Raw genomic sequence first — 24,324 nt, 5'->3', positions numbered from 1 at the left:
GCAAGCGCAGTACAAATTCTTTTATCATTCTCACACTGTTCACCTAACAGAAAGCGCCTTGTGTGAGAGGACTTTTTCACCATACCATAAAGCATCACCACTGTTAGACAGGCGTAGTAAGGGTAGCGCACGGGCCGCACCTTCACTGGCTTCCTGCGTTTGAACCGAGCGGCTACCTGCTCGGTGAATGGCATCGTGTAGCGCATGCATTTGCTGGGTGAGGGGAGCGAAATAATTCGTTGGAAAGCGGTTATTTTGAGGCCGGCGTGACCGCTTCGCTCCGCCCCCTTGCTGGCCCATGCTGCTCTTGCTTCGTTCTTACTTCCTCCCCTTGCTGTTTGGGTTCCGTTTCAGTGCGTCCCTCGTCGTTGGCACAGTGCCTTCTACGACGCCCCCTCCCCCCCCTGCTCGCGCAGTTGCCCCCAACGGGGACGAACCCTTTGCGGCGACGGCCGCTTGGGAGGAGTTTACAGCCTTGCTACGGACCCGCTACGCGTATTTCACGCGCCCCGGGGTGGAGGGGGAAGCGATTCTGACCGCCTTTGCCCCGGCCGCGCACGCGGCGCCCACCAAAGCGGCCTTTCGCGACGTGCTCCAACTCGTGGCCCACAACTTCGCCGACCCGCATTTCATCGTCGGGCCACTCGATTCCACGGACTACAATGTCGTGCCGACTAGCTCGGATCTGGTGGCCAGCTACCGGGATGGGCAGGGGCACCTGGTGGACGTGCGACACGAGAGTGACGCCGAGCAGCAAGGCCTTCGGCCCGGCGCACAACTCGTGCGCGTCGACGGGCTGTCGCCGCGGGAGGCCATTGAGCGGGTCATGGGGCGCCCCGTCGCTACCTTGTCACCGGTACAATGCGAGGCAGGGCTGAACATTGCCCTGGCGGGCGTGCGGGGGCATTCCCGCCAGCTGACCGTACGGGTCGGGCACCAGCGCCGCACCTATACGCTGCGCTCCCCCGGCGAGCAAGCCCAGCGTGTGCGCACGCTGCCCCCTGTGCATGTCACGCAGCGTGGGAGCGTGGCCATTATTCGCTTCAATAATTCGCTGGGCAACAATGCCACCATTGCCGCCTTCCAGGCGGCCCTGCAGCAAGTACAGTCTTCTACAGGGCTGGTCCTGGATTTTCGCAACACGCCCAGTGGCGGCAATACGACGGTAGCCCGCAGCATTCTGGGCCATTTCGTGCGGGTAGAGCAGCCCTATCAAGTGCACGTGGTGCCCAGCGAGCAACGCCTCTACGGGGTACCGCGCAAGTTTGTGGAGTATGTGCTGCCGCTGGCGCCCTATTATACCGGGAAGGTCATCGTGCTCGGAGGCCACTGGACCGGCAGTATGGGCGAGGGCCTGCTCATTGGCTTTGCCGCCCTCGGGGTGCCGACGGCGGGCTCGGAGCTGGCCCACTTACTCGGGGCCCTCTTCAACGAGCGGCTCACGCAGTGCGACGCCCGGGTAGACCTGGGCGAAGAGCAGCTATTGCAAGTCACGGGCGCACCGCGCGAAGCCTTCGTGCCGGCGTACTACCGCGCTGCCAGCGAAGGACCAGCGGGCCAGGATGCGTTGCTGGAGCAAAGCATTCAACTGGTGCAATAGCTGCTCGCCCGTGTGCGCTATCGAAAAGCAGACGAGCACGCTACCTTTCCTTGTACGTTTCTCAATGAGTCAGTTGACAAGTAAAGCGCGCCGTAACGTCTTATGGTCCACCGTCCTTAGAATGTAACTTTTGAGCAAAGTGCTTCGAAGGGCATTTTTACCAACTGATATTTCGGCCACTTCTAGGAGCGAGCCCGCGGCGGATGGCCTGCTACGGGAACTTAATCATGTCGCCATCTAAGGGTAGCTGACGTCGATGAGGGCAGGCGGGAACCGTATCCAGGGGCACGGGCCGGGAACGATCGAGCACATCTCCCAGTGTCGCCGTACCCAACCGCTCAAAGAAGCGGAAAACGAAGGGGGTGCCTTCCGATTCCTCGAACGTCACGGCAGTAGACACCTGAAAATGCAGGTGCGGGGCATTCGCGTTGCCCGATTGGCCGATACGGCCTAGCACGTCCCCGCGCCGGACCCGATCGCCTACTCTCACCCGCACGCTGCCCGGTTGCAGATGCGCGTAATGCACGTAGACGTGGGGCGCAATTTCCAGCACTACGAAATTGCCCATCAGCCCGCGCTCGGTTAGGGCCGTGGGCGGGGGGAGCGGAGCGAGGGGTACCTGGTCCGGCTCGCCGTCACGTACGTCCCGCACTATGCCATTCGCCACGGCGAACACAGACGCCCCATAGCCGTTCCAGTCCGTCCTAGCAGATGCCGCGAGCTGATTGCGCTCTACTCGCACGGCATGCCCGGTGGAGTCCAAGCCAAAAAAGTCAATGGCGTAGCGTTGCGGAATGGTCGTGTGGCCGTTGGCCACCACCACGCCGCTGCCCCAATGGTGCGCGTGCGGATTGCCTGGCCCTTCATGCGTTAGCCAGACGCCTGCCTCCAGCGGTGGTCCCAAGACGAGAGCAGGGGCAGCGGCGAGGGGCGTGCGCACCCCGTTGACAACTTGGCGGTTGCCCTGACTGGTTTGAAAAACTAGATGGTGCTCTAGAGCTTGAATAGCTGTTCTCGGTGCGGGCAAGGTAAGCCACACGAACAAGACGAGCCGCTTACCGGCCTCAATCGGTACGCCGTTCCCAGTTGTGTCGCGGCGTTGGACAGGGTGAGCCAGTAGGGTGGGGAGTTGCGCGGCGGTGAAGACAGCGAGTGGTTCGGAGCGTTCGTTGCCCGACACGCTCATCTGCTGCAGGAACAAGGTGCCCGTACTTTGATAAAAATTGGTCAGGTGCAGCTCGTAGGCCAGGTGGGCCCGCCCGTCGCTGCCGATGACCGCCTGCGGGGGGTACGGCACGCGCACCTCCACCTCGGCGACGTTGGGCTGCGCCCACGCACACAGGATGTTACGAAGAAGCAGCAAGGGCAGCAAGAGGAGCCGCTTCGGGATGCGTTGAAAACAATTCTTTTGCTGGTTCATCCGCACAAAGAACAACATCCTGGCCGGTCTTTACACCAGCAGATAGACCCTATGGATCAAGATACAAGATAGCTCTTGGGATGCGTTAAAAAACGAGGTTTTGTACTACTCGCTGCAGAGCAGTGAAAGGCCCTACCACGCCTGTAGCTTGTATCATCACATGATCCTGCGTTTATGTAATGATACAAGACGGATCTTCGCTCTTGCTACCTAGCTCGCTTCGGATGAAAACGTTCTCTTTATCATCGTTCACTTGTTGATCTATTTCTGCGGGGTGATGGGTTAACCGAAGGGCTCGCCCGTTCATGCGTTCACGCACCCGTTTGCTGAACAACGCCGAACGGCTGCTTTCGCAGCAGCAGCAACTGGCCGAACAGTACCCCCAGCAGCCACCCGATCTCCGGCAGCAGACGGGCGTAGTACACCCCGTACCCCAGCAGACTGCCCACCACCAACAGCCCGATGGCCCCCGCCGCATAGGGCCGCCACCAGCGGCGCACGGGGGAGACTGCCACGAGCAGATGTGTAGGCAGCAGCCACAACAGCTGGTAGTTGTAGTGCGCCGGCGTATGCAGCGAAAACAGCTGCAGGCCCGCGATCAGACACCCGGTTAGGCCCACGACGGCCAGTACGCCGCGCCCTAGCACCGCTGCAAGCAAGGAATAGCGGGCCGGTAGGCTGGCGGCGAGGGCAAACAGGATAGCCAAGCTGCCCAAGACCCGCCCAGGGGTAGCCCAGCCCGGCGATTGCTCCGAAAGGATCGGAGCGGCGAATAGGGAACGGGTGCGCGTCACAAAAGGGCGGTGCTGCCGGCTGGTATGTGCCCACGCCTGGCTTAGCTCCGTGGGTAAAAAGAGTCGTTGTCGGAAGACGGTGGGTTGGTCCGCGGGCCAGCCCAACCCCAGATTCATCCCTACCTTGACCCAGGGAGCTGGGGCCAGGTAAGGGGCGAGCAGCTGGCGGTAGGTTTGCCCAGCGGGTATGTAAGTGGAGTCGAGTTGCAGCGAGCCGGTCACGCTGCGCGTGATCAACTCATACAAGCGCGTGGTGCAGTTATCGGCAAAGAATTGATACCGATAGAAGCGGGCCGGCGAGGCCAGCGTGGCTTCCAGCTCGTCATATACTCGTTGGGTTTCCGCTGGTTGGAGCGCCAGGACCTGTTCGGTGAGGGGGCGCTGCTCCGCCTGATAGGCTGCACAAAAGGTGGCGAACGAGGTGGCCGACAGAAAATAGCGTAAATCTCCGCGCAGAAAGCGCCCATAGAAATTCGGCGTGTGGAAGTCGAAGGTGCCGTAATTGTAGACGTGGTCCAGCCCCTGCCTGGGGTCGGTGATACGCAGGGCGGAGTGGCCAAACAGGGCATACGCTTCCGTACCGGGGGCGCAGGTCACCAGGCGAACAGTTGCGGCGGGCGACAACAGCCGGGGCCTGGCGGCCAGGGGCGTCGTCCCCCACCCGATCAGGCACAGCAGGAGCCAGGCGAGCGGGCGAGGTAGCATACAGGGGGTACGGGTTGCACACGGCTCCGCTTGCTCGCTTCGCTGACAAGCTACGCTGTGTGGGAAAGAGCCAAGGAGTTTCAAGTCTGCCAACTTAACGAATAGCCATCAACTGTTGACCCACCCAGTTGAGAAAGGCCACGAGACTGGCAGTATACAGCGGCAAGTGCTCTACTCGCGTGCATGGCTGAAATGCTGTTCGCTGCTGGGCCCAGCAGAAAGAATCCGGGGACAGTGGAGTGCATGGTGTCTGCCCATGCTGGGGCAGTTGGGCGGAGAGCAGCTGACCTAATGACATCTTACTTGGACATTTTACGGGGACCGTGGCTGTTGCAGAACTCGCAACTAGTGCGGACGAGTCATTACTTCTGTAGCTGCTTCGCGTGTTTGTGTCGGGCGCGTCGCCCACAGCGAAGTAGAAGGAATGGTCTAGGCGGTGGCAGGGGTAGTACCAGCGCCATTCCTAGCTGCTGCTTGGGATGATAACGCAGGAGTTTTTTCAGGTTATACGCACTGGCGGCCAGCAGCATGGATTTGTGCGCGCCGGCGTGCCCCCGCACGCTGATGCGGCGCAGGCCATAGTGGTGAAGTAAGTTGCCAAATACGGGTTCCACGGTGCGTTGCCGCACCCGGCGCATATGGTGGCCTTGGTGGCTGCGCTGTCGCTGCCACGCCCGGCGGTAGGCCGCATCAAAGGCGGAGCGCACGAGCTGCTTATAATCGGCGTAGGGTACACAACTCGCTTTGAGCGAGCAATGCTGGCAATCGTGATAGTCCGCGCGATAGTGCTTGACCCAGCCACCGTCGGCCTTGGTGCTATACTTACGAAAGAGCAGCAGCTTACCGGCCCGACAGTGATAGGCATCAGCCGCAGCTTGATAGGTAAATCCCTCCGCTTCGGGTTTGTAGGCCCCGAAGACGGGGATCCACGGCGTGACACCCTGGTGTTCGAGCCACGCATAGTTGAAGCCGTTGGAGTAGCCCGTGTCAGCCACCAGGTCGCGCAGGTGCAGCTCATTGGCCTGCAAGCGGTGCTGCAGGTGCTGCACCAGGCCGGGCAAGTGCAAGCTGTCGCGGGAGTCCGCTAAGTCGGCTTGTACGTGGCTGATGATGCCCGTAGCGGTATCCACGGCTAGACTACACAGGTAGTTCAAGGCGCGCGCTTTGCCAGGCTTGATGGGGATGCGGGCTTCTGGATCAGTGGGGCTGTAGTGCGTCTTGTTGCTCAGCAAGCGCGCCTTGGGATGGTGCGCCCCCAAGGCGCCGCTGGGCGCCTGCTGCCGTTTGGCTTTGCGCGCGGCCTCGTAGCGCAGTTGATGGGCGGGCGCCGAGAAAACAGCTGCGGCCGGTGGGGCGGGAACCGGCTCGTGGCCGACGACCGTCAAGGGTGGCACTAGCGCGGGCACGGCCTTCTTTTCGCGCACGCTATCGAGGGAAGCATTCGCTTTCACGGGCGCCGAGTCCACAACTTGCGTGTCGCCCGCGACCAAGCCCTGCGCCACACAGAGGCGAAAGACTCGGTCGAAGAGCTGCTCGAACAGCGCGGCCGGGTAGAGCTGGCGCGTGCGGCTCACGGTGGAGTGCCAGGGCAGGGCTTCGTCGAGCTCGTAGCCCAGAAAATAGAGCAGGTCCAAGCGCAGGGCACAGTGCTCGAGCAGGCGGCGGTCACTGGTGATGTTTTCCAAGTACCCTACTAGGACGAGCTTGAAAAACACCACGGGATCGAGCGAGGGCTGGCCCGTGTGACTATACAGATCGTGGGTAGCCTCATAGAGGAATGCTAGATCCAGTAGCTCGTCGAGCCGCCGGTAGAGATTATGCGCGGGCACCCGCTCGGAGAGGCGGAACTGAGTGACCACTTGATCGGTAAACTGCTTCTTGCCTTGCATCTTCTCTCTACGAGAGCACGCAGCAACAAGCTAGCACTTCTGCAACAGCCACGACCGTTTAGAAAATGTCCAAGGGTAGTATCATTAAAAGGTACACCTATCGAGCGTTTCCTGCTACGGCCAGCTTTCAGCGGAACTCACTCCATCTATTTTCGCTAATTCTATATGCGCTAATGACTTACCACGAATAGAAACATACATTTTGCTATCATGCCGTTTTGGCTATGAAGTCTGTAACTCCTGCTTCCATAAGATGGACTTGCAGCTTATCGTATTCAGTATACTCGCCATGGGCAGCTTTATTCCTAAGATCTAGCCAGCCAGTTACACTCTTCTGATAGAGCTTATTGTAGATGTCTGCACCGACTAAGTCATTATTCATTCTGTCTGCCTTTTTATGTATTTCCTTACCATCCTTTGAATGGATAGTAGTCTCAATACCATTTTTCAGGCATAACTGTCGTAAATGCTCTTCCAGCACGCTACCAATCATAACTGCTGCTGGGTCTTTGTAACCCTGCTCAAGTAGATAACCCGCCATCTCTAAGAAGTCAGAGAATATTTCAGCGGATACTAGCCCTTTTATAGTAAACATCCAGCCGCCTTCTATCTCCTGCTTTATAGCATTGAGGATACCACGACCCTCTTTTACTTCCGTAGGGCTATTATCATTGACGCTTTTGTCGAACTCCTTGTAGTAAGGATGACTTTCTCCGAAAGTCTTGCTTATAAATGATAAGCTTGATGTCCGGAAGGATTGGTAGAGTTCTTTATCTACAGAGTTATAGACACTATTTCGAGTTGAAATGATCATATCAGCTCTGTGTGCTCTGCTAGTACTTAGCAGAGTGTCAACTTGATTGATCAATTGGTCTACTCGCTTTATCAGATCTGCTATCCTCATTTTTATAATATGTTGGCTTGAAGTGTTGTATAAAACTACCGAAAGCCATTCAAGAACCGCCCCGTTTTTGGAGGGCTTTCAGTAGCTTTAAGAGTACCTTATCTCATATAGAATGATTGAATCAAATTGCCCCTTTACAGGTATACATATTCCTGAGGGAAACCAATGGAGAGTTAGTAATAGAGATGCGATAGGCTATAGTATCGCTGTTGGGAAACACTATTATAGCTTTACAATTAAGCGCCGAGCACTTAGAGGCGATTGGAATGAAGATTCGTGGTTTCGGAAAAACAAACATTTAGTGGTTAGTGCCATGTATAACGGGCTAGCTCTATTTGATGAGGAGGAGGTAGTTGATTTAGCTTTAGTCAAACAAAGAGTTACTTCGTCTACCATTCCGCATACACCAAAGATGAAGCTAGATAACCTTCTGCGGTTTATAGAAGAAGATGTTCAGTACCCTGGAGCATCGGTAACGCATCTATATGTGGGACCCGATCCTATTGCTGAAGTATTTAGCAATAGGATAGTAGAGCTATATTTCAGAAATAAGGATGAGTTCTTTTCCTATTTAGAGACTCTATCATTTCAAGGATTCATAAATCTTGGAAAAACCTATACTGAATACTACTATGGCATAACCTACAAGGGCTTGTCATATTTAGCTTCTCTAGAAGAAGAAGGTAGCCAATCAAACAGATGTTTTGTAGCGATGGCCTTCTCTAATGATCGAGCCCCTTATCGTGCAGCCATTATTAATTCAATTAAAAAGTCCGGTTATGAGGCCATAATTATCGATGTTAAGCACATAGAGAGTGATAAAACAATTAACGATCAGATTATTGCTGAAATAAGAAAGAGCAAGTTCTGTATTGCAGACTTCACTCTTCAGCGTAACGGAGTTTACTTCGAAGCCGGATTTGCCTTAGGCTTGGGGAAGCCTATCATATATATATGTGACAAGGATGATTTTAATGAGAACAGCCATTTTGATCTAAAGCCTTTTCAGCATATTCTATATAGTGAAGCAGACGAGTTGGAAGTAGCACTCACTAACAAAATAGCTGCTTGGATACAATGAGAGTAGCCATCTACGCCCGGGTATCGACCAAAGACAAAGGCCAAAATACCGATAACCAATTGCACGACCTGCGTCGCTTCGCTGAGGTACACGGCTGGACTATCCAGAAGGAATATGTCGAAGAGGAATCAGGTGGCACTGGCAAGCGGGCCGAGTTTCAGCTGATGCTCGCGGATGCCCACCGCCGCCGCTTCGATATGGTGCTATTCTGGAGCCTGGACCGCTTCAGTCGTGAAGGGGCGCTGCCTACCCTACAATACTTAAATCAGTTGGAGTCGTATGGGGTGGGATATAAATCCTACACCGAACAGTACATGGATTCGACTGGCATTTTCAAAGATGCCATCATTTCGGTGCTGGCTACAATTGCAAAGCAAGAGCGGGTGCGTCTTAGTGAGCGAACGAAGTCCGGTATGGCCCGGGCCAGAGAGAAAGGCAAGCTGATTGGGGCGCCCGCGAAAGATGCGCAGGTAGTAGAGCAGGTGCGGCGGCTGAAGGCGACGGGTATTTCTAATCAGGCTATTGCACGGGTTATGCAGATTTCGCCTAGTACAGTGGCTAAATATTTGTAAAAAATTTAATAATCCTAAGTCATGGATTTAAACCAAGTGAAAGATATTGCCACAATAGCTGGTCCTATAATAAAGGTCTTAGTAGATGAAATAATATCTCCTAAAATCAAAAGTGTAGTTAGAAAAAAAGGAGTCTCGTATAAAGCGACTGCTCACTCTTTTGAAAATCAATTTGCTGATTGTTTATTAGAATCATATAAAAAATATTCTTTCCCAAATATATTAGCATTAGGAAAACAGCAAAAATTATTGAAAGATATATACATACCTCTCGAAGTAATTCATGAAAAAGATAAAAATATTAAATATAAAATACTTGGATATGATGATGAATTTATACCTAAATATGGACGTGTGTTGATTACCGATACGGCAGGGATGGGAAAGTCAACGATATCTAAAATTTTATTTTTATCTATTGTTGACAACAGGAATAGTATTCCTGTTTTGATTGAATTAAGGAGATTGAGTAAAAGTAAAAAGATGCTGGATGAAATATTTCGACAGTTATCTATGATTAATGAGAAAGTTAATGAGGAATTTGTTTTAGAGATGATAAAACGTGGCGGATTTGTTTTTCTGCTAGATGGATATGATGAGATTGAAAATGATGAGCGTAAATATGTTGTAGAAGATATTAGAGATTTTATAGATAAGTCTAGAAAAAACTATTTTATTATGACTTCTAGACCTGAAGACTCTTTAGGGGCCTTTAGTGATTTTATGGGATTTAATATTAGGCCACTTAAAAAAGAAGAAGCATTTGCTCTTATAAGGAAATATGATTCTGGAGATTTACAGTCCGAACTTCTTATAAGAAAGATATCAGAAAAAGAGAATGAGGCAATAGAGGAGTTTTTGGAAAATCCATTGCTGGTGTCTTTATTATATATAGCATTTGAATTTAAAAATACTATACCTTTAAAAAAGCACATGTTTTATAGGCAAGTATATGATGCATTCTTTGAAAAACATGATTTAACTAAAGGTGACTCATATATAAGAAATAAATACTCTAAATTAGAAAGCGATGATTTTAGTAGAGTTTTACGGTATATAGGGTATCATTGTATGAGAATTGATAGGATAGAATTCGGTAAAGAAGAAATATTAAAGTTAATAAATATTGCGAAAAATTTTTGTGCAGATCTTAAGTTTTCCGAATCAGATTTTCTAAAGGATATAACATCAAAAGTGCCTCTTTTTGTAGAAGATGGGCTATATTTTAAATGGGCTCATAAGTCCATACAAGAATATTTTGCTGCTAGCTTTATCTATCACGATTCAAAGGCGAAGCAAGGTGAAATATTACTTAGAATAGCAATGAATGATGACTATAGATACTATAATATATTGGATATATACTATACTATGGATTATAAATCATACAGAAGGTACGTGATTTATGATTTATTGAATAAATATGTTGATTTTTATAATAAGACAAAGATAAAATATCCAAAAGCGTCAGAGGTTGTTATAAATTTATTATTTACTAACGTTTATTTATTTACTAAAATAAAATTTAATGGAAAAAACTTTTTCACGTTTTTCTTAAATAAAATAAATGAATTTGAAAATACTAATAATGTTACAAACAACAGTTTGAGAGGTTGGGGTATATTTAGTGTTTTTGAAGAGCATCAAGAAAAATTAGATTATATAAAAATTGCCACACATAGTAATAGTTTTAATCAGATCATAGATTTTTTGCATGATAGAGGTTCAGATATTATAAATATGTATGATTCAAGACGAATTATCGGATATGATGAAATCAAAAATGAGCCTGCATATGATTATTTTCCGAATCGCAATATTCTTAAAAATACAATAGTGGAAGGTGAGTTTTATGTGTTAAGTGCTGATCGTGATGATGGTTTTTTTAATTCAAATGATATTGATAAGTTTTTAAAATCATTTTCGTTTTATATTCTATATATAAAGAAAAAAGATGCGGATCGTATTTTGAATGATATCAATAAAGAAATAAGTATAGAGCAATCAGATGATTTTTTAATGGCAGGTCTTTAATGTTGTCATATGCCCAAACGCCTTGACCTCGGCAACCTTTGGAATAATCTACTAGACCGCTACCCCCGGCTCTACTGGGTAGAGCGCATCATCGGCTATACTATCTGGCTCCTTATTCTAGCCGGGGTAGGGGTGCTGGTGTGGCGCGGTTTGCACTAGCAGGAATCACGCATTTTCTGCCGCTTTATCTGAGTAGCAAGTGTTGATGCTAAAGTTCCCTAGCACAGTGACCAAATATACTTTATCAGACAGTTGATGAATGTTCTGTTAAAAGCGGTTTCCGCGTTGGCATTTATAATCAGTTGTGTATGGGCTTCTTTCACTTTTGATTTTGAACCTATCATTGCTGCTATCGGCTCACTAGGGGCGCTACTTGGTTTGATAGTTAATGAGAGAGAGAAGAAGAAGGAGCGAGAGGAGGTAGCCAGAGCGAAAAGAAGTTTAGGAAGTCTTTCCGGTGGGCTGACAGGAAAAATAGCTAGAGACATAGCTAGAAGAGCAGCAGAAAAGAAACGAGAAGAAGAGTAAGTATTTTTCTGTCCTTCGCCTAGCAGCTAGAGATGGTGAAGTTTGGATCCACTTCAACGGTTTACAACCCCAATCCAAACTTCATTTTTATGCGAAGCAAACTATTGTTGCTTGCTCTGTCATCCTTTGGCGCTCTGTTCGCGTCTACGTGCTCAGCAGCTCTACCTGTAGAGAAGCTGCCGCCGCGCCTGCCCATACACATTGAGACGCCGCGCCACTACGACCTGATTTCCACGATCAAGTTTCTGAAGCCTACTACCGTTGTTGTAGGTGCTGGTGACCTATCGCCCCGCGCCCTGGCGACGCTCAGTATGACTGATGGTATTCTACCAAAGTTCTACCGCATCCGGCGCGTGACGCATCGCTACCACTCGCGCAGCTGGATGGTGCGCCACAACCGCTACTTCAGCGGTCGGGTAAGCGTGGTGATGCCGCATATGCTGTATCTACCAATCGTATAGTGACTGCTACAAAAAAGGGCCGGCTGCAAGTGCAGCCGGCCCTTTTCTTTAACTCACTTTCATCAGCGGCACATCATCCAGCGCATCGAGCATCTTGATGGCATCCCGTTTCATGTCGTTATCCACGTGCACGTATTTCATGGTGGTGGCTATCTTCTCATGGTCCATCAGCCTCTGCAACACCTCCACCTTTCCGCCCCGCCGAATAAACTCCGTGGCAAACGTCTCGCGGCCGACGTGGTGATGCAGGCGGGTTTCGACGCCCACGTGCTGAGCAATGATTTTCAAGGCCCGGTTGGAATATTGATCAGTATAGTGATAGAAGCCCGGCACGCCTTCCTCCCGCTCAGCATCCTCCAAGTAGCTCAGCGCCTTCTTGGTGAGCGGCAGCATCATTTCGCGCAGCTTCTTATCGTAAGTCTTGTAAATCCGAAAGTGTAGCTCCTGGCCTTCCAGCCGGGCGTGGCGCAGCCCTTTCAAGTCGCTCAGCCGCAAGCTGGAGCAGCAGCTGAAAAGAAACTTCGCCAGGATGCGGCGTTGGGGCGAACGGGGCGCGCATTGCTGGTAGTAGGCATCCAGTAGAAACTGCTCACCGGGCTTCAGCGGTTTCCACTGCCCAGGTGCTGACTTGTTTTGAAAGTCCTGGTAAGGGTCTTCAAACTTGATGCGGTCCTTGCGGGCCAAGCTAAGGTAGGCTTTCACATCCTTGTGCCGCCCCCAAATCGTGTTCACCGACTTGATGCGCTTGCGTAGAAATGCATCGAAATCATCCGCAAACCTGGTATTGAGACCGAAGAAGGGTAGATCCGAACGAAATTCCTTCAGTGCGTTCAGCGAGCTGGTGTGATTCTTCTTGGTGATTTCGCTGATGCCGTCGCGGTGCCCTTTCCCCTTGCGGTAGCGCTCGGCAATCTTGCGCTCCATGTAGGCAATGAAGTCTTTCTTGGTGCCCTCTGTATTGTAGGCGTACAGAAACCCTTCGCTGGTGACGGTTTGGCCGCTGAGCCGAAACTCCACGAACACGTCGTTGGCCTTGCTCAGGGCCTTGCCGAGTATCAGATTATAGTCGGCAGCCTTCTTCTCCAAGGCTTCGGCCGTGCCCCCGGCCCACGCTGTGGCCGTGCGCACGGCCGCGTCGTAACCAGCCGCCCGCGCCCGCTTCGGCACACTGGCCAGGCAGCGCCCATCCTTCTCGTCGAACAATTCCGGAAACCACCCGATGCCGAGGCCAATGGGGTGGGGCTTGCGGTGGATAACCACCTGCAATAAAATTTGGCAGGTACCGTCCGTCCGGGCGGGGCGGCGTAGCTTGATAGCGGCTGAATAACTCATGATAATATCGCGTGCTAAGCGTTTGCTAAGCGCTGAAAGCAAAAATGGCCAGAAAGCGACCCTTCCAGTGAGCTGGAAAGGCCGTTTTCTGGCCAATAGGCGCTGATTTAACAGCTAAAAGTACCCAGAGCCGGGGTCGAACCGACACTTATTGATGCGACAACTTATTCCACAAGATACGAAATACAGGGAATAGCACTTGATACGGCCTATTCTCATGGCCTGCCGGGTGCTTTCACTCTGACCGTGCAGACTCGAATGGTTTTGGATCGGCTGGCGCATCGCGGTGCACGTCCCAGGGATCGTGTATGTTTGGGGATCTTACTCTTTCCCCTCTTGTTCATGACCTCTCCCCTAGCGCCCGATTATCAACAACTGTTGCTGGACATGACGGCACGTGTGCGTCAGGCCCAGTATCAAGCGCTACGCCTGGTCAACCGGCAACAGTTGGAGCTCTACTGGGAACTCGGCCGCCTCATCGTCGAGCGACAGCAACAATATGGCTGGGGCAAGCAGGTAGTTGAAACGCTGGCTCGGGACCTGCAGCGGGAGTTGGCGGGTCTACGCGGCTTCTCGGCAACGAATCTCTGGCGCATGCGCAGCTTCTACCTAGCTTACCCGCAGCCGGAGGAAAAACTCGCACAGGCTGTGCGAGAATTAGGGTGGGGACACAACATCACGCTGCTCGAACAGTGTGCCGACCCCGCGGAACGCTTGTTTTATGCTGTCCAGGCGCAACGCCATAGCTGGAGCCGACACGTACTCAGTCACCAGATTAGCACCCGGGCGTACCAGAAGATGCTGCAGGCCCAGCACAACTTTGCGACGACCTTGCCCCCAGAGCAGCTCCCTACTGCTACGTTGGCCATCAAAGACGAGTATACGTTTGATTTTCTAGCTCTCACGGAAGAGTACTCAGAATATGAACTGGAGCAGCAGTTGCTCAGTAACGTACGTCGCTTTCTGCAGGAGATGGGGGGTGACTTCACTTTTGTCGGCAATCAGTATCGGCTGGAGCTGGAAGGCAACGAGTACTTCATCGATCTACTCTTCTACCATCGGGGCTTGCAGTGTTTAGTAGCCTTGGAACTCAAGATAACGGAGTTTCGCCCCGAGTACGCGGGCAAGATGAACTTCTACCTGTCGCTACTCAACGAACAGGTGCGTAAACCGCATGAGCAGCCCAGTATCGGCATCATCATCTGTCGCAGTAAACAGCGCACCATTGTGGAGTTTGCCCTGCGTGACGTGAGTAAACCCATTGGCGTGGCCACGTACACGCTCACCGATACGCTACCCACCGAGTTGCGCCCTTTTTTTCCGAGCAATGAAGAACTGGTCCGCCGCCTGGATGCGGTGACAGCGGCCTTACAGGCTCCTGCTAAGATAGATCCGACCGAAAAAAACTAGGAACCATCCCTCTGGTGTGGCTAGTGATGTGGGTCCTTTTCGACAGCTATAGATCATGACGTCGCGGTGGCGCAGATACTAAAACGTAGGAATAGAAGGGATCGGCAGAAAATCTGCGCGGGCCGGTCGTCTCAACATACGGATATTAAATCGTCGTAACCCGAGTTTCTCCAAGCTATTGGTAAGTTTTACATTAAACTGTCTCATTACTTATTCTCACTATTCTACATTCTCAGAAACTTCGAAGCACTGACTTTACGAGAATAGGTTAAGGCTATTATTCCCGGGTAGGCACTGCCGATCAGCATTCTCAATAGCAGATTGATGCCCTAACGCTATACGTTTGCTTCAGCACCGTGAGAAAAAGTATCATATGTTAAGGAGCATCCGACTCCTCAATAGCCGCTTACTCAATTACCCATCTATCGCACAATTATTAATCAAAGATGACTTGACTCAAAGCCACTAACTGGTTTGACAAGTTCTGGGCAATCTACCGTCGTATTCCTCTCTTCATAATCGTCTCGGCACTGTCTTTTTTAGATAGGTCTGAGATCGGAAACTTTTCAAGGGCTTGCCCTGCAGCTACGGCCTGTCCTCGTAAGCTTTCTTTCAATTGGTCGTTCCAATCGTGTGCCCGCGACTTCTCCATCTCCAGCCGCACCTTCATAGGGTAGTGCTGGGCCAGCGCTTGGTTGAAGAAGGCCAGCGCCTCCAAGCGTTTGGGAACATGAAACTTGTAGCTGTTGGGCGCATCGACGGCCGCCGTGATCAGCTCGGTAGCCAAGACGGTGTTGGCCGTGGCCTGCGCTCCACCAGCCTGGTAGTAGCCGTTGCTTACCTGCTCGTTGTAGCTGCGCGTGGCTTCCCGTAGCTGTGCAAAGTACTGCGGCTGGTCAGAGTAGATACCCACCGTCAGGGTGCCCGGTAGGTTGCGCTCGATACGCATCGGAGCCGACGCATGGGAGAGGCCTGTTATCAACTGTGTATCGAACAGGTGGCCCTGTAGATCGTTGTCGAACGCCAGCTTGACTGTCTTCAGGTTGCGGTTGTCGATGAGCCGTCGCACCTCAGCTACCTTATTATCCGTTAAGTTGCCCGACGTAGAAGCGTACATGGTATAGGCGGGCTGTCTCAACTGGTAGTGAGAAAGGCTATCAATAGCACTCTCGGAGATAATCAGCGTGCGCGTCTTAGACCCACTATTGGAGAGCCACAGCGCCGCCGAGTTCTGCGAATTGGCGGCCTGCCCCTTGAAGCCCTTGGCCTTTATTTCCAGTCCGACCACCTTATCATTGTATAGCTGCGGAAAGGCCGTGTTCACAAACTTGTAGGGCTGCCCATCCTTGGTTCTTCCCTCGTGCACGTGGTTGAGAATCACACCGGCAAAGCAGCCGTTGGTTAGCGTTTCCGTTGTGAGGCCGCGGCTATTGAGGTAGCGCGTGTCCTGAAGCTGAGTGGTCTTCTGCAGAAAGTCCGGAATAAACTGATCCCCGCGCTCGACGGCCGGAATAGCGGCTTTCAGTGCGGGGCTGTTGGCCCGGCTGGGCGCTGGCAGGTTGAGGAAGCGGCGGGCATTCTCGATGATGCTGGCCCAGATGTTCTTGCCCGGCGTGGCCTGAATACCGGCAATGCGCGGGTGCTCAATGCGGTGCTTCAGGAAGTCAATTACACTGCCCTTGTCCTGGTCGTTGGCCCGGTTAAAGTACAGGTAGTCGCCACTGGGAGCCTTGTAGATAATCACTTGGTCTAGGCTCGGGTTGCCCTGGTAATCGAAGACGTGGAACTTCCCCTTGTTGATGTCGGGGCCACTCTTAGCGCGGTTGTGCTGATAACCCAGCGTCAGCACCAGGTCAACCAGATTCACTTCCTTCTTTACTTGGGTAAAATTTAGTTCAGGCTCGCGGGGTTGTTGCATGAGAGGTAAGACAAAGAGCGTTGCAATAGAGTAGGGCGGTATTCTATAAACTCCGATATCTCGGGTTGTATAGAAAGTAGGTAGGCAGAGTAGGTTTCCCAGAGAATCGGAAATTTCCAATTCCATGAAAGATGCTGATTATTAATCAACTATAGCTCCCTAAATTTCAGGAAGCACCAAAAACAGAAAAATCAGCCGATGTGAGTACATGGCTGATTTTCTATTGTCAAGCCAGTCCCGAGTTTGGGCTAGCCAAAGAAAGCACTACAGCCGCACTTTCGCACGTGGAGCCTGTTGCTTCTCTTCCTGCTTCTGCTGGGGCTGCGCGTCACGGAACGTAAGCTGGCGCTTGATCGGGTCCAGCTGCACCACGGCATCAAACACCTGGTTTTTAGCATTGGTCATGCCCTCCACTCGGGTAGGGTAGCCGTCGAGCAGTTGCTTGTTTTGCTGGGGACTGAGCTGCACGCCCAGCACCTGCTTGGGCAATTCGATGCCCTCCCGGCGCACGGCCACCACCCGGTTCATTTCCTTATCCACGGCCACGTATGCGGCGAACGTCTTGCCCTGGCCATCGCGAAAGCCTTCCGCCAGCGGCACCACGCCGGTAGTAGCCAGCTGCTCTTTCATCACCGGCGTTATGTCCTTGCCTAGAATCTGCTGAGGAATAACCAGCGTGTGCTTGGGTAGGTCGAACTGCAAGCTGGGCGCGCCGGCGGCATCACGGCGCAACACGAGCTTGGCCGCAAACGGTATCGGCTCCCCCTGCTCACCGCGTAGGGTGAACGAAGAAATCAGATCCGTTTTCTCTCCCTTCAGCAGCTTGGCCAGCTGGCCCGACCGCTCCAGTTCGTCTACCTGCACCCCCATCTTACTCAGCAGTTCCACCGGCAGATCAGCCTTCGTGAAGCCAGTGCCGGGAATCGTGTGCTGGGTAACTTCGTGGTTGCGCTGCTCAAACAGCTCCTTGGCTTTCTGCATGGACTCGCTTTTGAGCAACGAGGCGGGGCGTTCTGTTGCAACAGTGGGCGTGGCCATGGCGCGGGCGGCCGATGCCGGCGACTCCTTCACCTGCGGCGCGTCCTTCTTCTCGGCTGGGGCTGGGGCCGCCCGCTGGGCCAGGCTGAAGTTCTCCATAAAATTGCCGACGAAGCTCACCACCACCCCGTTGCGAAGGGTGATGTTGAGTAGGCCCGCATCATCGAGTGCCTTACCTGAGCGCCGCAAGCCCTGCGCCTGCGGCATCTTCCTCAACTCAGGGTCTTTGTCGATTACGTCCCAGATATTCTTGAGCACGCTGCTTACCGACTCGCCTTTCAGCGCGTCTGCCTGGGTAGGCTGCTGGGGCTGGGCGCCAACCGCTACCCCGATGAGCTTGGCCGCCTGCTCTAGTTGAGCCGCTTCCTGCCCCTTGCCTTTTCGGCGTAGGGCATCGACCACCTCGGGGGCATTGCGAAGGAACTCATCTCGCAGTTCGTCCACGGCGAGCGGTTCGGTTTTCTTTGGCGTGGCTGGCCCTACTACTTGCGGGGCCGGTGCCTGCTCGGGCGTGGCCTTGCGGTCGTTTTGTTCAAGCATAGTCTTGTTAGTAAGTGAGTTATACCACTCGCACCCTGCGTAGGAGCCAGCATAAACAAATATACTGATTTGCTCCGGTCGACTCGTTATTTTACTAATAGAACTTTGAGTAATGCTTAAATCAATATTTATTTAGTCCGCAATCGTCTCCATCAGCTTCACTACTTCACTGTCTACCGTCTCGCGCAGGCCGGCCAACTTCTCCAACACACTGCGTTTATCCAGGGTAGGCGTCGTTTCGTCGAGTCGCATTCTGGACACGTGCGAGTTGTCATCAAGCAGAATCCAGGTGATGTTGAACCCGCGCTGGTGGTAGAATAATAGCAGGGTCAGCAGGGATTCATTACTGCCCGCGGCGGACTTCTCCAGGCGGGCTACCACGTTCTGCGTCAGCCCTAACTCGTTGGCTAGGCGTACCTGGCTCCACTTCGCTTCTCCGGGTGCTGCCAGCTCGTCGCGCAGCTGGGCGAGGCGCTTGCCTATCAGGTCTCTGTTCATTTGGCCTTGGCTTTGTTGTTTTTAATTAGGTGTAGTAAGTCAGGGTCGGCAGCAATACGGCTCAATTCCGTTTGCACAATCAAAGCTATATCATCCTTGATTGATTTGTAATTCCGGCGAATGACTTCCTCGGTCTGATCTTCGCCGGTTTCGGGGTGGCGGAAGTTAGTGATATCCGGAATCTCCTCATAGGCAGCTTCTTCCGCCTTTACCTTCGCCACGTCTACCATAATTCGGGCATGGAACACCTTCTGCTCAATTTCCTCCCCGAAGTTGTCGGCCACTGCGCCGACAAACGTCCCCTGCGTCAGATTGGAAATCTTGCTGGCGGGAATCATACTGTCCAACTGGGTAGAAATGCTGTTCGACGTGTCGCGGCTGTTGATGCTCACCGACTGTCGGCGCTGCACGATGCGGCCGAATCGTTTGCTCAAGGCCTCGGCACTCTCCCCCGTTACCTGGCCGGCAATCACGTTGCCGATGGTGTTCTGAATCACGGCGGACTCGGCCTTGCCATAATCGCGGTCCAGCTGGCTCTTGTCCTGAATGCCCAGGCAGGTAGATACCTTGTTGCTGCGGGCCGTCGCAATGAGCTTATCCAGTCCTTTGAAGTAGATGGTCGGTAGCTCGTCGATGATGATGGAAGTTTTAAGCTTGCCCTTCTTGTTGACCAGCTTCACGAGGCGCGCGTTGTAAAGGCCCAGGGCGGCCCCGTAGATCACTTCCCGGTCGGGGTTGTTGCCCACGCACAGGACCTTGGGTTCCTCGGGGTTGTTGATATCCAAGGTGAAGTCATTGCCACTCATCACCCAGTAGAGTTGCGGGCTGGCTAGGCGGCTGAGCGGAATGCGGGCGCTGGCAATCTGGCCCTCCAACTGCTCCATCGCGTCGCCCTCGAAGGCACTGATGAAGGGCCGCACGTAGTTTTCAATCTCGGGGTAGCTGCCCAGGATGGGGAACATCTCCTGATACTCGCGGCCCAGAAATTCAATCACGTGGGGAAAGGTGCAGTACTTGCCCTTTTCGTAGAGTTTGAGAAACCAGATGATGGCGGCCACAAAGTTGATGGGCGACTCGACAAAGAATTCCCCCTGCTTCTCAATCCACTTTTTATTGAGGTTGAGCATGATCGTGGCGGCCGACTCGTAGGCGTCTACAATGTCGGTCATCATCGACGGCAGCAGCGGGTTGCAGCGGTGGCTCTTGCGCGGGTTGTCGAAATTGATGACGTAGAAGCGTACCGGCTGCGCGTACTTATCCTGATTCTTCAGCAGCTCGTTGTAGACGATGCGGCTCAGGTCGTCAAACTTGAAGTCGTACACGTACATGGCAAACCCTTTGGCCAGGTGCTGCTTGATGAATTGATTGATGACGGCAAACGACTTACCCGAGCCGGGGGTGCCGTACACCACCGTGCCCCGAAACGGATTCACGATGTTTACCCACCCCCGGCGCTGTTTGCCCCGGAGCTGGTAGGTGGTCGGCAGGTTCACCGAGTACTCGTTGGGCATGTTGCGTTCCTCCTGCGGAAAGCTCTCGTTAGCCGCGTTGAAAATGTCGCCCATCAGGTTCACCTTCAGCAGCCGCCCGAGCGTGTTGCCCGCCCGCAGCAATAGCAGATACCCAGTAGCCGTTGTGCTCACGTAGAGCGTCGCCAGCGCCGTAGCCGTGTAGGGCTGGGCCAGTAGCCACCCATTACCGAAAAACACCACCAGGCCCGCAAGAAAGTACCCGGCAATGGGTTTCCACGTCTGGTGCTCATTGGGCTTGCCGCGGGTGCCCAGGCAGGACAGCATCAGAAACACCGCTGCCGCCGCCTTCGTCACGTAGGGCGCGTGGAACAGGGCGGTTTTCGTGCTGAAGCGCGTGAGTAGCTTTTCAAGCCACCCCGCCGTTAGGTGCTGCTCGACAAAGTAGCCGTAGCAGTAGTAGTAGACGTGGACTAGGACCAGTAGCAGGCTGATTAGCCGCATAAAGTCCATGATCTTGCGCATTCCTCTTTCGTCTTCCATCGTGTTTGAGCTGGGGTTATAGTTTCGGCCGGCGCCGACGTTTCTTCAATCTGTTCTCATTCACCTGGGCGTCGTCGGTGGCCGGCGCGGGCACCTCGGCGTATTGGTCGGTGAGCGTCAGCAGGGCCGCGCTGTCTTGGCGGGCCACTGGGTTGCTGTGCTCGGGGGTGCGCAGGGCCTCGCGGCCGAAGGGGGCAAAGTGTGACCGCAGCTCTTTGGCTCGTACTCCTACCTCCGTGCCTTTGACGCGCTGGCCAGCATATTCAAAGCTGGTGCCTACCAGCACACCCTTAGCGTCGCGTTTGAGGTAGGTGCTTATCTGGCGCTGGTGCAGGCGGTCCAGCAACCCGGCCAGTGTTCGCACAGAAGCGTCCTGCATGGCAGCTGTCAGCTGCTCTCGCACGTAGCCGCGCGCGGCCTCCCGTTCGGGGCCAAGGTCCTTCGTGCTCACGCGCCGGGCGGGTAACGGCGCCATGCCCAGCTGCTCCCGAATCTGGCGCGTGGCCACCACGTTGCGGGCGAAGTTCTGATCACTGCGCAGGGCCGCGCCGCCGTCGATGGGTACCCGGTTGAGGTAGATGTGAATGTGGGGATGGTCTTTGTCCTTGTGCTCGTAGACGGCCACCTGATGGCGCTCCAAACTGGCCCCCATCAACTCGCAGTACAGGGCCGCCGCCTGGATCTTTTGCTCTCGGCTCACCTGCTCCTCAGGAGCCCACGATAGCACCGTATGCCATACCGGTTTTCGGATGCGGTCACTAAGTGCCGCCACGGCCCGCATTTCGGCTGCGATGCCGGGGGCGTCTACGCTGCCCACGTTGGCAACGCTCAGTAGTTCTGCCTGCTTGTTGGTGCGGTCGGAGCGCAGGCCGGCCCCATACTCCAGCGCCCCGCTGAAGTCGTTTCCTGTGACCGTTTTCGCTATCATTTCAGCGTCTGCAACAGGCCCGCCACCAACTGATTCAACTGTTCCGTGCTCGCGCCCGACAGTTTACCCGCGTTTGCGAGGCGTGCAAGCTGGTTGATATTGCTCCCAACAGTGGCTATTTGGCGGCGCAATTCGTTCGGCACTTTCTCGGTGATGCTGCGCCCCAGGGCGGGCGCGGCGCATGAAATCACCCGTTTTCAGCCCCGCTTTTTTGGCCTTTTCCTCAATTATGCGCTTATCAGCGGCTGAAATACGAACGTTTATGTGCCGGTCCTTGACGGCCTCTTCCTCTGTATCTGCCCCGGTAGTGGGCACTATAGCTTGTTCCATGGTGGGGGTATGATAGGGCTGCGCAGCAAGCAAAACCGGGAGATAGCTTGCGTCATTTCTCCCGAAGTCTGGGGCGGATAATCCGAAGGATTGTGCGCACAAAGACATGGCTTGCTGAACAACTTTTGGTAGTAGAAAAACACGACCGGCAACGGGTGGCGCGGCTCCGTAACACCGGCCGCCACCGACCCGGCAAAATTGCTAATTCTGGTAGCAATAGCAATGCATATAGAAAGACATATGCGCACACGTACATTTGTGCAAATAAATGTTTGTGCAACTGCGCAATTAGGTAGTTGTGCAATTGTGCAGTTGTATAACTGTGCATTTGTCTGCGTATAGATTTATGTAAATCCGTGTGTGGGTAAATCCATAGATAGATAAGCAGCTAGATAGGTGAGCAAGCAAACGCGTATAATCGTGTGCATTTCCATGCACAAGCATTTCCAAAGCTAACAAAATGCGTAGATACATAAATTGATTTATGCATTTTTAAATTCTTTGTTATTGCTTTATTCAATTACTCACCTAAATTTGTAAACAGTGAAAGAGTTACACAATTTCTTTGCTGGGTGCAGAGTTTCCCTGCTGCCCACCTTGCCACTCTCTAGCACTTTCCCCCTATGAGTAAGACCACGTACATTTCCATTTCGTCGCAAAAGGGCGGGGTAGGCAAAACCACCATCAACGTGCTGGCGGCCTCGGTCTTTCACTTCCTAGCCAACCAGAAGGTGGCCGTCATCGACTGCGACTATCCGCAGCACTCGTTGGAGGGAATGCGCAATGGTGACTTGGAGCAGTTGGAGAACAATCCACAACGAGCGGCTGAATTTGAGGCACTTGACCGGCAGGCCTACCCCGTTGTTGCCTGCGAGGTAAAGGACGCGCTGGACATTGCCCAGCAGATGGAGGGGCAGTTTGACCTGGTGTTCATCGACACGCCGGGCACCATCAACGTGCCGGGTATTATTGAGCTGTGGAAACAGACAGACTACATCTTCATTCCGGTGGAAGCGGATAAGCTCAGCATTTCGGCTACGCTTACCTATGCTTCCGTGCTGCAACAATTCATTATGGGTCAGCCCGATAGCCGCCTGAAGCAGTTTTATGCGTTCTGGAACAAGCACATCAAGAGCGAAAAGCAGGACTTCTATACCCGCACGGAAGAGGTGTTTGCGGCCCAGGGCATTCCGTTCCTGCAAAGCCGGGTAGAGCAGAGCGTGAACTACAAGAAAGAGGGCATGCGCTCGACGATGTTCCCGCTAGGCAAAGAGTACATGCGCCTGGGAATCAGTAGCTTGGTTGAAGAAATGGCGCGCATTATATTCCCCGATGCTGCCGCGGCCACTGCGCCCGAAGATGCTGCCGCTCCTAACGAAGCCCTGTAACGACCGATCCAATGGCCACTAAGGAAACCCCGAATCTGCGCAATGTGATGGCGTTCGTTGCCAACCGACCAGCCGCGCCAGTAGAAGAAAAGCCGGCGGCACCCGCCCCGGCTCCAGAGCCAACGCCTGAGCCTGAGGCATCTGTAGCGCCCGCGCCCGTTGCGCCGCCGCCCGCCCCGCCGGCAGAAAGCAGCAAGCAAAAGCAGAAGAAACAGCGCGCCGCTGTAGAGCAGCAGACGCCAGAGCAGGATACCTACGCTGATACCTTCCTGGTTCCGATTCGCAGCCGTAAGCCGAAAACTATTTACGTGGACGAAGATACCCACGAGGCACTATCTGTCATCACCCGGGCGGCCGATGGCGTGGGTCTATCCGACTTGATTATCAACATCGTCAACCATCACTTCGAAACCTACGGCAAGGATATTCGCAGCTTTCTGGATAGCATAGAAAACCAGAAGAAGAAGCGTCTGCCTTACTAGCAACACCCCTATAACTATTTGATTTACACGCACTAATTACTAGTGCGCTGGCTACTGCCTTGCCTTTTTCTATCCACTATACCCCTTCCTGCCATGCTCAAGATGTTCACCTGGTCGCAGTACCTGCTTACTGTGACAATCCTGCTCGTGCTCTATTACGCGTACGTGGCCGTGGTCTATTACCGGCAAGAACTGCAAGGCCTGTTGACGAAGAAAGCGCCATGCTGAGCCGAGCCCGGCGCCCAGCATGGCCAGCCAACGCGGCCCGCTCATCACGGCCGCCGCTGCCCCATATCCCACCTGTGGAAACACCAGCTGCTGAGCCGTCAGAGACACCCGTTACGGAAGAGGATTCTGCCGAGGTAGAAGCTGATCCGGAAGAAGCCATGCCGGCTACTGAAGGCGTGCCCGACACGGAGGAATCGAAAGAGTCAATAAATGATATTAACGCTCATTTTGT

Annotated in this window: 23 protein-coding genes; 11 read left to right on the top strand and 12 right to left on the bottom strand. The window is 53.2% G+C overall.

Going from position 1 to position 24,324, the window contains the following annotated elements:
- The first annotated feature begins 298 nt into the window (after positions 1 to 298).
- A complete protein-coding gene (locus F1C16_RS21545) occupies positions 299 to 1,600 on the top strand; it encodes a hypothetical protein (RefSeq protein WP_185284610.1) in 1,302 nt (433 codons plus the stop codon).
- 211 nt (positions 1,601 to 1,811) lie between these two features.
- Here F1C16_RS21545 and F1C16_RS21540 read toward each other — a convergent pair whose 3' ends face one another.
- The 4 genes from F1C16_RS21540 to F1C16_RS21525 form a co-directional block, all read right to left on the bottom strand.
- On the bottom strand, positions 1,812 to 2,540 hold the full coding sequence (locus F1C16_RS21540; protein WP_185284609.1) for a peptidoglycan DD-metalloendopeptidase family protein: 729 nt from the start codon (positions 2,538 to 2,540) through the stop codon (positions 1,812 to 1,814).
- Between the two features lie 791 nt (positions 2,541 to 3,331).
- Entirely contained in the window at positions 3,332 to 4,519 is a 1,188-nt protein-coding gene (locus F1C16_RS21535; protein ID WP_258049185.1) for a DUF4105 domain-containing protein, read from the bottom strand.
- Positions 4,520 to 4,881: 362 nt separating this feature from the next.
- A complete protein-coding gene (locus tag F1C16_RS21530) occupies positions 4,882 to 6,408 on the bottom strand; it encodes an IS1182 family transposase (RefSeq protein WP_185284607.1) in 1,527 nt (508 codons plus the stop codon).
- A gap of 208 nt (positions 6,409 to 6,616) precedes the next feature.
- Entirely contained in the window at positions 6,617 to 7,222 is a 606-nt protein-coding gene (locus F1C16_RS21525) for a hypothetical protein (RefSeq protein WP_258049184.1), read from the bottom strand.
- Positions 7,223 to 7,424: 202 nt separating this feature from the next.
- Between F1C16_RS21525 and F1C16_RS21520 the strand changes: the two genes are divergently transcribed.
- The 6 genes from F1C16_RS21520 to F1C16_RS21495 all read left to right on the top strand — a co-directional run bounded on the left by F1C16_RS21520 (position 7,425) and on the right by F1C16_RS21495 (position 11,988).
- On the top strand, positions 7,425 to 8,393 hold the full coding sequence (locus F1C16_RS21520) for a hypothetical protein (protein WP_185284605.1): 969 nt from the start codon (positions 7,425 to 7,427) through the stop codon (positions 8,391 to 8,393).
- Positions 8,390 to 8,965: a recombinase family protein gene (locus F1C16_RS21515; protein WP_185284604.1), complete on the top strand. Its 576-nt coding sequence runs from the start codon at positions 8,390 to 8,392 to the stop codon at positions 8,963 to 8,965. Before F1C16_RS21520 ends, F1C16_RS21515 begins: the two co-directional genes overlap by 4 nt.
- 21 nt (positions 8,966 to 8,986) lie before the next feature.
- Positions 8,987 to 10,999 (top strand): NACHT domain-containing NTPase, encoded by a 2,013-nt coding sequence (locus F1C16_RS21510; protein ID WP_185284603.1) that lies wholly within the window; start codon positions 8,987 to 8,989, stop codon positions 10,997 to 10,999.
- Positions 11,000 to 11,008: 9 nt separating this feature from the next.
- The gene (locus F1C16_RS21505) at positions 11,009 to 11,158 is read left to right on the top strand and encodes a hypothetical protein (RefSeq protein ID WP_185284602.1); all 150 of its coding nucleotides are present in this window, start codon (positions 11,009 to 11,011) and stop codon (positions 11,156 to 11,158) included.
- Positions 11,159 to 11,254: 96 nt separating this feature from the next.
- On the top strand, positions 11,255 to 11,527 hold the full coding sequence (locus F1C16_RS21500) for a hypothetical protein (protein WP_185284601.1): 273 nt from the start codon (positions 11,255 to 11,257) through the stop codon (positions 11,525 to 11,527).
- 89 nt (positions 11,528 to 11,616) lie between these two features.
- Positions 11,617 to 11,988 carry a hypothetical protein gene (locus F1C16_RS21495; protein WP_185284600.1) on the top strand — a complete coding sequence of 124 codons (372 nt, stop codon included), beginning with the start codon at positions 11,617 to 11,619 and terminating at the stop codon, positions 11,986 to 11,988.
- A gap of 48 nt (positions 11,989 to 12,036) precedes the next feature.
- Here F1C16_RS21495 and F1C16_RS21490 read toward each other — a convergent pair whose 3' ends face one another.
- Entirely contained in the window at positions 12,037 to 13,320 is a 1,284-nt protein-coding gene (locus F1C16_RS21490; protein WP_185284599.1) for a site-specific integrase, read from the bottom strand.
- A 342-nt stretch (positions 13,321 to 13,662) separates the two neighbouring features.
- Between F1C16_RS21490 and F1C16_RS21485 the strand changes: the two genes are divergently transcribed.
- A complete protein-coding gene (locus F1C16_RS21485) occupies positions 13,663 to 14,730 on the top strand; it encodes a YhcG family protein (RefSeq protein ID WP_185284598.1) in 1,068 nt (355 codons plus the stop codon).
- A 493-nt stretch (positions 14,731 to 15,223) separates the two neighbouring features.
- Here F1C16_RS21485 and F1C16_RS21480 read toward each other — a convergent pair whose 3' ends face one another.
- The 7 genes from F1C16_RS21480 to F1C16_RS23440 all read right to left on the bottom strand — a co-directional run bounded on the left by F1C16_RS21480 (position 15,224) and on the right by F1C16_RS23440 (position 21,994).
- Positions 15,224 to 16,648 carry a toprim domain-containing protein gene (locus F1C16_RS21480; protein WP_185284597.1) on the bottom strand — a complete coding sequence of 475 codons (1,425 nt, stop codon included), beginning with the start codon at positions 16,646 to 16,648 and terminating at the stop codon, positions 15,224 to 15,226.
- Between the two features lie 264 nt (positions 16,649 to 16,912).
- Complete coding sequence (locus F1C16_RS21475) at positions 16,913 to 18,226, bottom strand: DUF3945 domain-containing protein (protein WP_185284596.1); 1,314 nt, start codon at positions 18,224 to 18,226, stop codon at positions 16,913 to 16,915.
- Positions 18,227 to 18,358: 132 nt separating this feature from the next.
- Complete coding sequence (locus F1C16_RS21470) at positions 18,359 to 18,724, bottom strand: hypothetical protein (RefSeq protein ID WP_185284595.1); 366 nt, start codon at positions 18,722 to 18,724, stop codon at positions 18,359 to 18,361.
- On the bottom strand, positions 18,721 to 20,736 hold the full coding sequence (gene mobC, locus F1C16_RS21465; RefSeq protein WP_185284594.1) for a conjugal transfer protein MobC: 2,016 nt from the start codon (positions 20,734 to 20,736) through the stop codon (positions 18,721 to 18,723). The genes F1C16_RS21470 and mobC (F1C16_RS21465) overlap by 4 nt, the downstream gene beginning before the upstream one ends.
- 16 nt (positions 20,737 to 20,752) lie before the next feature.
- Positions 20,753 to 21,664 carry a relaxase/mobilization nuclease domain-containing protein gene (locus F1C16_RS21460; RefSeq protein ID WP_185284593.1) on the bottom strand — a complete coding sequence of 304 codons (912 nt, stop codon included), beginning with the start codon at positions 21,662 to 21,664 and terminating at the stop codon, positions 20,753 to 20,755.
- On the bottom strand, positions 21,661 to 21,762 hold the full coding sequence (mobC, locus tag F1C16_RS23445; RefSeq protein WP_374940617.1) for a plasmid mobilization relaxosome protein MobC: 102 nt from the start codon (positions 21,760 to 21,762) through the stop codon (positions 21,661 to 21,663). Before mobC (F1C16_RS23445) ends, F1C16_RS21460 begins: the two co-directional genes overlap by 4 nt.
- Entirely contained in the window at positions 21,728 to 21,994 is a 267-nt protein-coding gene (locus F1C16_RS23440; RefSeq protein ID WP_374940615.1) for a hypothetical protein, read from the bottom strand. The genes mobC (F1C16_RS23445) and F1C16_RS23440 overlap by 35 nt, the downstream gene beginning before the upstream one ends.
- 623 nt (positions 21,995 to 22,617) lie before the next feature.
- Here F1C16_RS23440 and F1C16_RS21450 point away from each other — a divergent pair.
- The 3 genes from F1C16_RS21450 (at position 22,618) to F1C16_RS23180 (ending at position 24,092) form a co-directional block, all read left to right on the top strand.
- Positions 22,618 to 23,382, top strand: a complete 765-nt coding sequence (locus tag F1C16_RS21450) for a ParA family protein (RefSeq protein ID WP_185284591.1) — start codon at positions 22,618 to 22,620, stop codon at positions 23,380 to 23,382.
- Positions 23,383 to 23,393: 11 nt separating this feature from the next.
- The gene (locus F1C16_RS21445; RefSeq protein WP_185284590.1) at positions 23,394 to 23,864 is read left to right on the top strand and encodes a DUF3408 domain-containing protein; all 471 of its coding nucleotides are present in this window, start codon (positions 23,394 to 23,396) and stop codon (positions 23,862 to 23,864) included.
- Positions 23,865 to 23,957: 93 nt separating this feature from the next.
- Positions 23,958 to 24,092, top strand: a complete 135-nt coding sequence (locus tag F1C16_RS23180) for a hypothetical protein (RefSeq protein ID WP_258049183.1) — start codon at positions 23,958 to 23,960, stop codon at positions 24,090 to 24,092.
- The last annotated feature ends 232 nt before the right edge of the window (positions 24,093 to 24,324 follow it).

The sequence above is a fragment of the Hymenobacter sp. NBH84 genome (assembly GCF_014217645.1).
GTDB lineage: Bacteria > Bacteroidota > Bacteroidia > Cytophagales > Hymenobacteraceae > Hymenobacter > Hymenobacter profundi.
The sequence above is the reverse complement of the archived record's forward strand: the minus strand, read 5'-3'. Positions and strand labels throughout refer to the sequence as shown.

Coding starts and splice junctions, on each gene's coding strand:
- F1C16_RS21545 (WP_185284610.1), top strand. CDS start 299: ATGCTGCTCTTGCTTCGTTCTTACTTCCTCCCCTTGCTGTTTGGGTTC.
- F1C16_RS21535 (WP_258049185.1), bottom strand. CDS start 4,519: ATGCTACCTCGCCCGCTCGCCTGGCTCCTGCTGTGCCTGATCGGGTGG.
- F1C16_RS21530 (WP_185284607.1), bottom strand. CDS start 6,408: ATGCAAGGCAAGAAGCAGTTTACCGATCAAGTGGTCACTCAGTTCCGC.
- F1C16_RS21525 (WP_258049184.1), bottom strand. CDS start 7,222: ATGATCATTTCAACTCGAAATAGTGTCTATAACTCTGTAGATAAAGAA.
- F1C16_RS21520 (WP_185284605.1), top strand. CDS start 7,425: ATGATTGAATCAAATTGCCCCTTTACAGGTATACATATTCCTGAGGGA.
- F1C16_RS21515 (WP_185284604.1), top strand. CDS start 8,390: ATGAGAGTAGCCATCTACGCCCGGGTATCGACCAAAGACAAAGGCCAA.
- F1C16_RS21510 (WP_185284603.1), top strand. CDS start 8,987: ATGGATTTAAACCAAGTGAAAGATATTGCCACAATAGCTGGTCCTATA.
- F1C16_RS21505 (WP_185284602.1), top strand. CDS start 11,009: ATGCCCAAACGCCTTGACCTCGGCAACCTTTGGAATAATCTACTAGAC.
- F1C16_RS21500 (WP_185284601.1), top strand. CDS start 11,255: ATGAATGTTCTGTTAAAAGCGGTTTCCGCGTTGGCATTTATAATCAGT.
- F1C16_RS21495 (WP_185284600.1), top strand. CDS start 11,617: ATGCGAAGCAAACTATTGTTGCTTGCTCTGTCATCCTTTGGCGCTCTG.
- F1C16_RS21490 (WP_185284599.1), bottom strand. CDS start 13,320: ATGAGTTATTCAGCCGCTATCAAGCTACGCCGCCCCGCCCGGACGGAC.
- F1C16_RS21485 (WP_185284598.1), top strand. CDS start 13,663: ATGACCTCTCCCCTAGCGCCCGATTATCAACAACTGTTGCTGGACATG.
- F1C16_RS21480 (WP_185284597.1), bottom strand. CDS start 16,648: ATGCAACAACCCCGCGAGCCTGAACTAAATTTTACCCAAGTAAAGAAG.
- F1C16_RS21475 (WP_185284596.1), bottom strand. CDS start 18,226: ATGCTTGAACAAAACGACCGCAAGGCCACGCCCGAGCAGGCACCGGCC.
- F1C16_RS21470 (WP_185284595.1), bottom strand. CDS start 18,724: ATGAACAGAGACCTGATAGGCAAGCGCCTCGCCCAGCTGCGCGACGAG.
- mobC (WP_185284594.1), bottom strand. CDS start 20,736: ATGGAAGACGAAAGAGGAATGCGCAAGATCATGGACTTTATGCGGCTA.
- F1C16_RS21460 (WP_185284593.1), bottom strand. CDS start 21,664: ATGATAGCGAAAACGGTCACAGGAAACGACTTCAGCGGGGCGCTGGAG.
- F1C16_RS23440 (WP_374940615.1), bottom strand. CDS start 21,994: ATGGAACAAGCTATAGTGCCCACTACCGGGGCAGATACAGAGGAAGAG.
- F1C16_RS21450 (WP_185284591.1), top strand. CDS start 22,618: ATGAGTAAGACCACGTACATTTCCATTTCGTCGCAAAAGGGCGGGGTA.
- F1C16_RS21445 (WP_185284590.1), top strand. CDS start 23,394: ATGGCCACTAAGGAAACCCCGAATCTGCGCAATGTGATGGCGTTCGTT.
- F1C16_RS23180 (WP_258049183.1), top strand. CDS start 23,958: ATGCTCAAGATGTTCACCTGGTCGCAGTACCTGCTTACTGTGACAATC.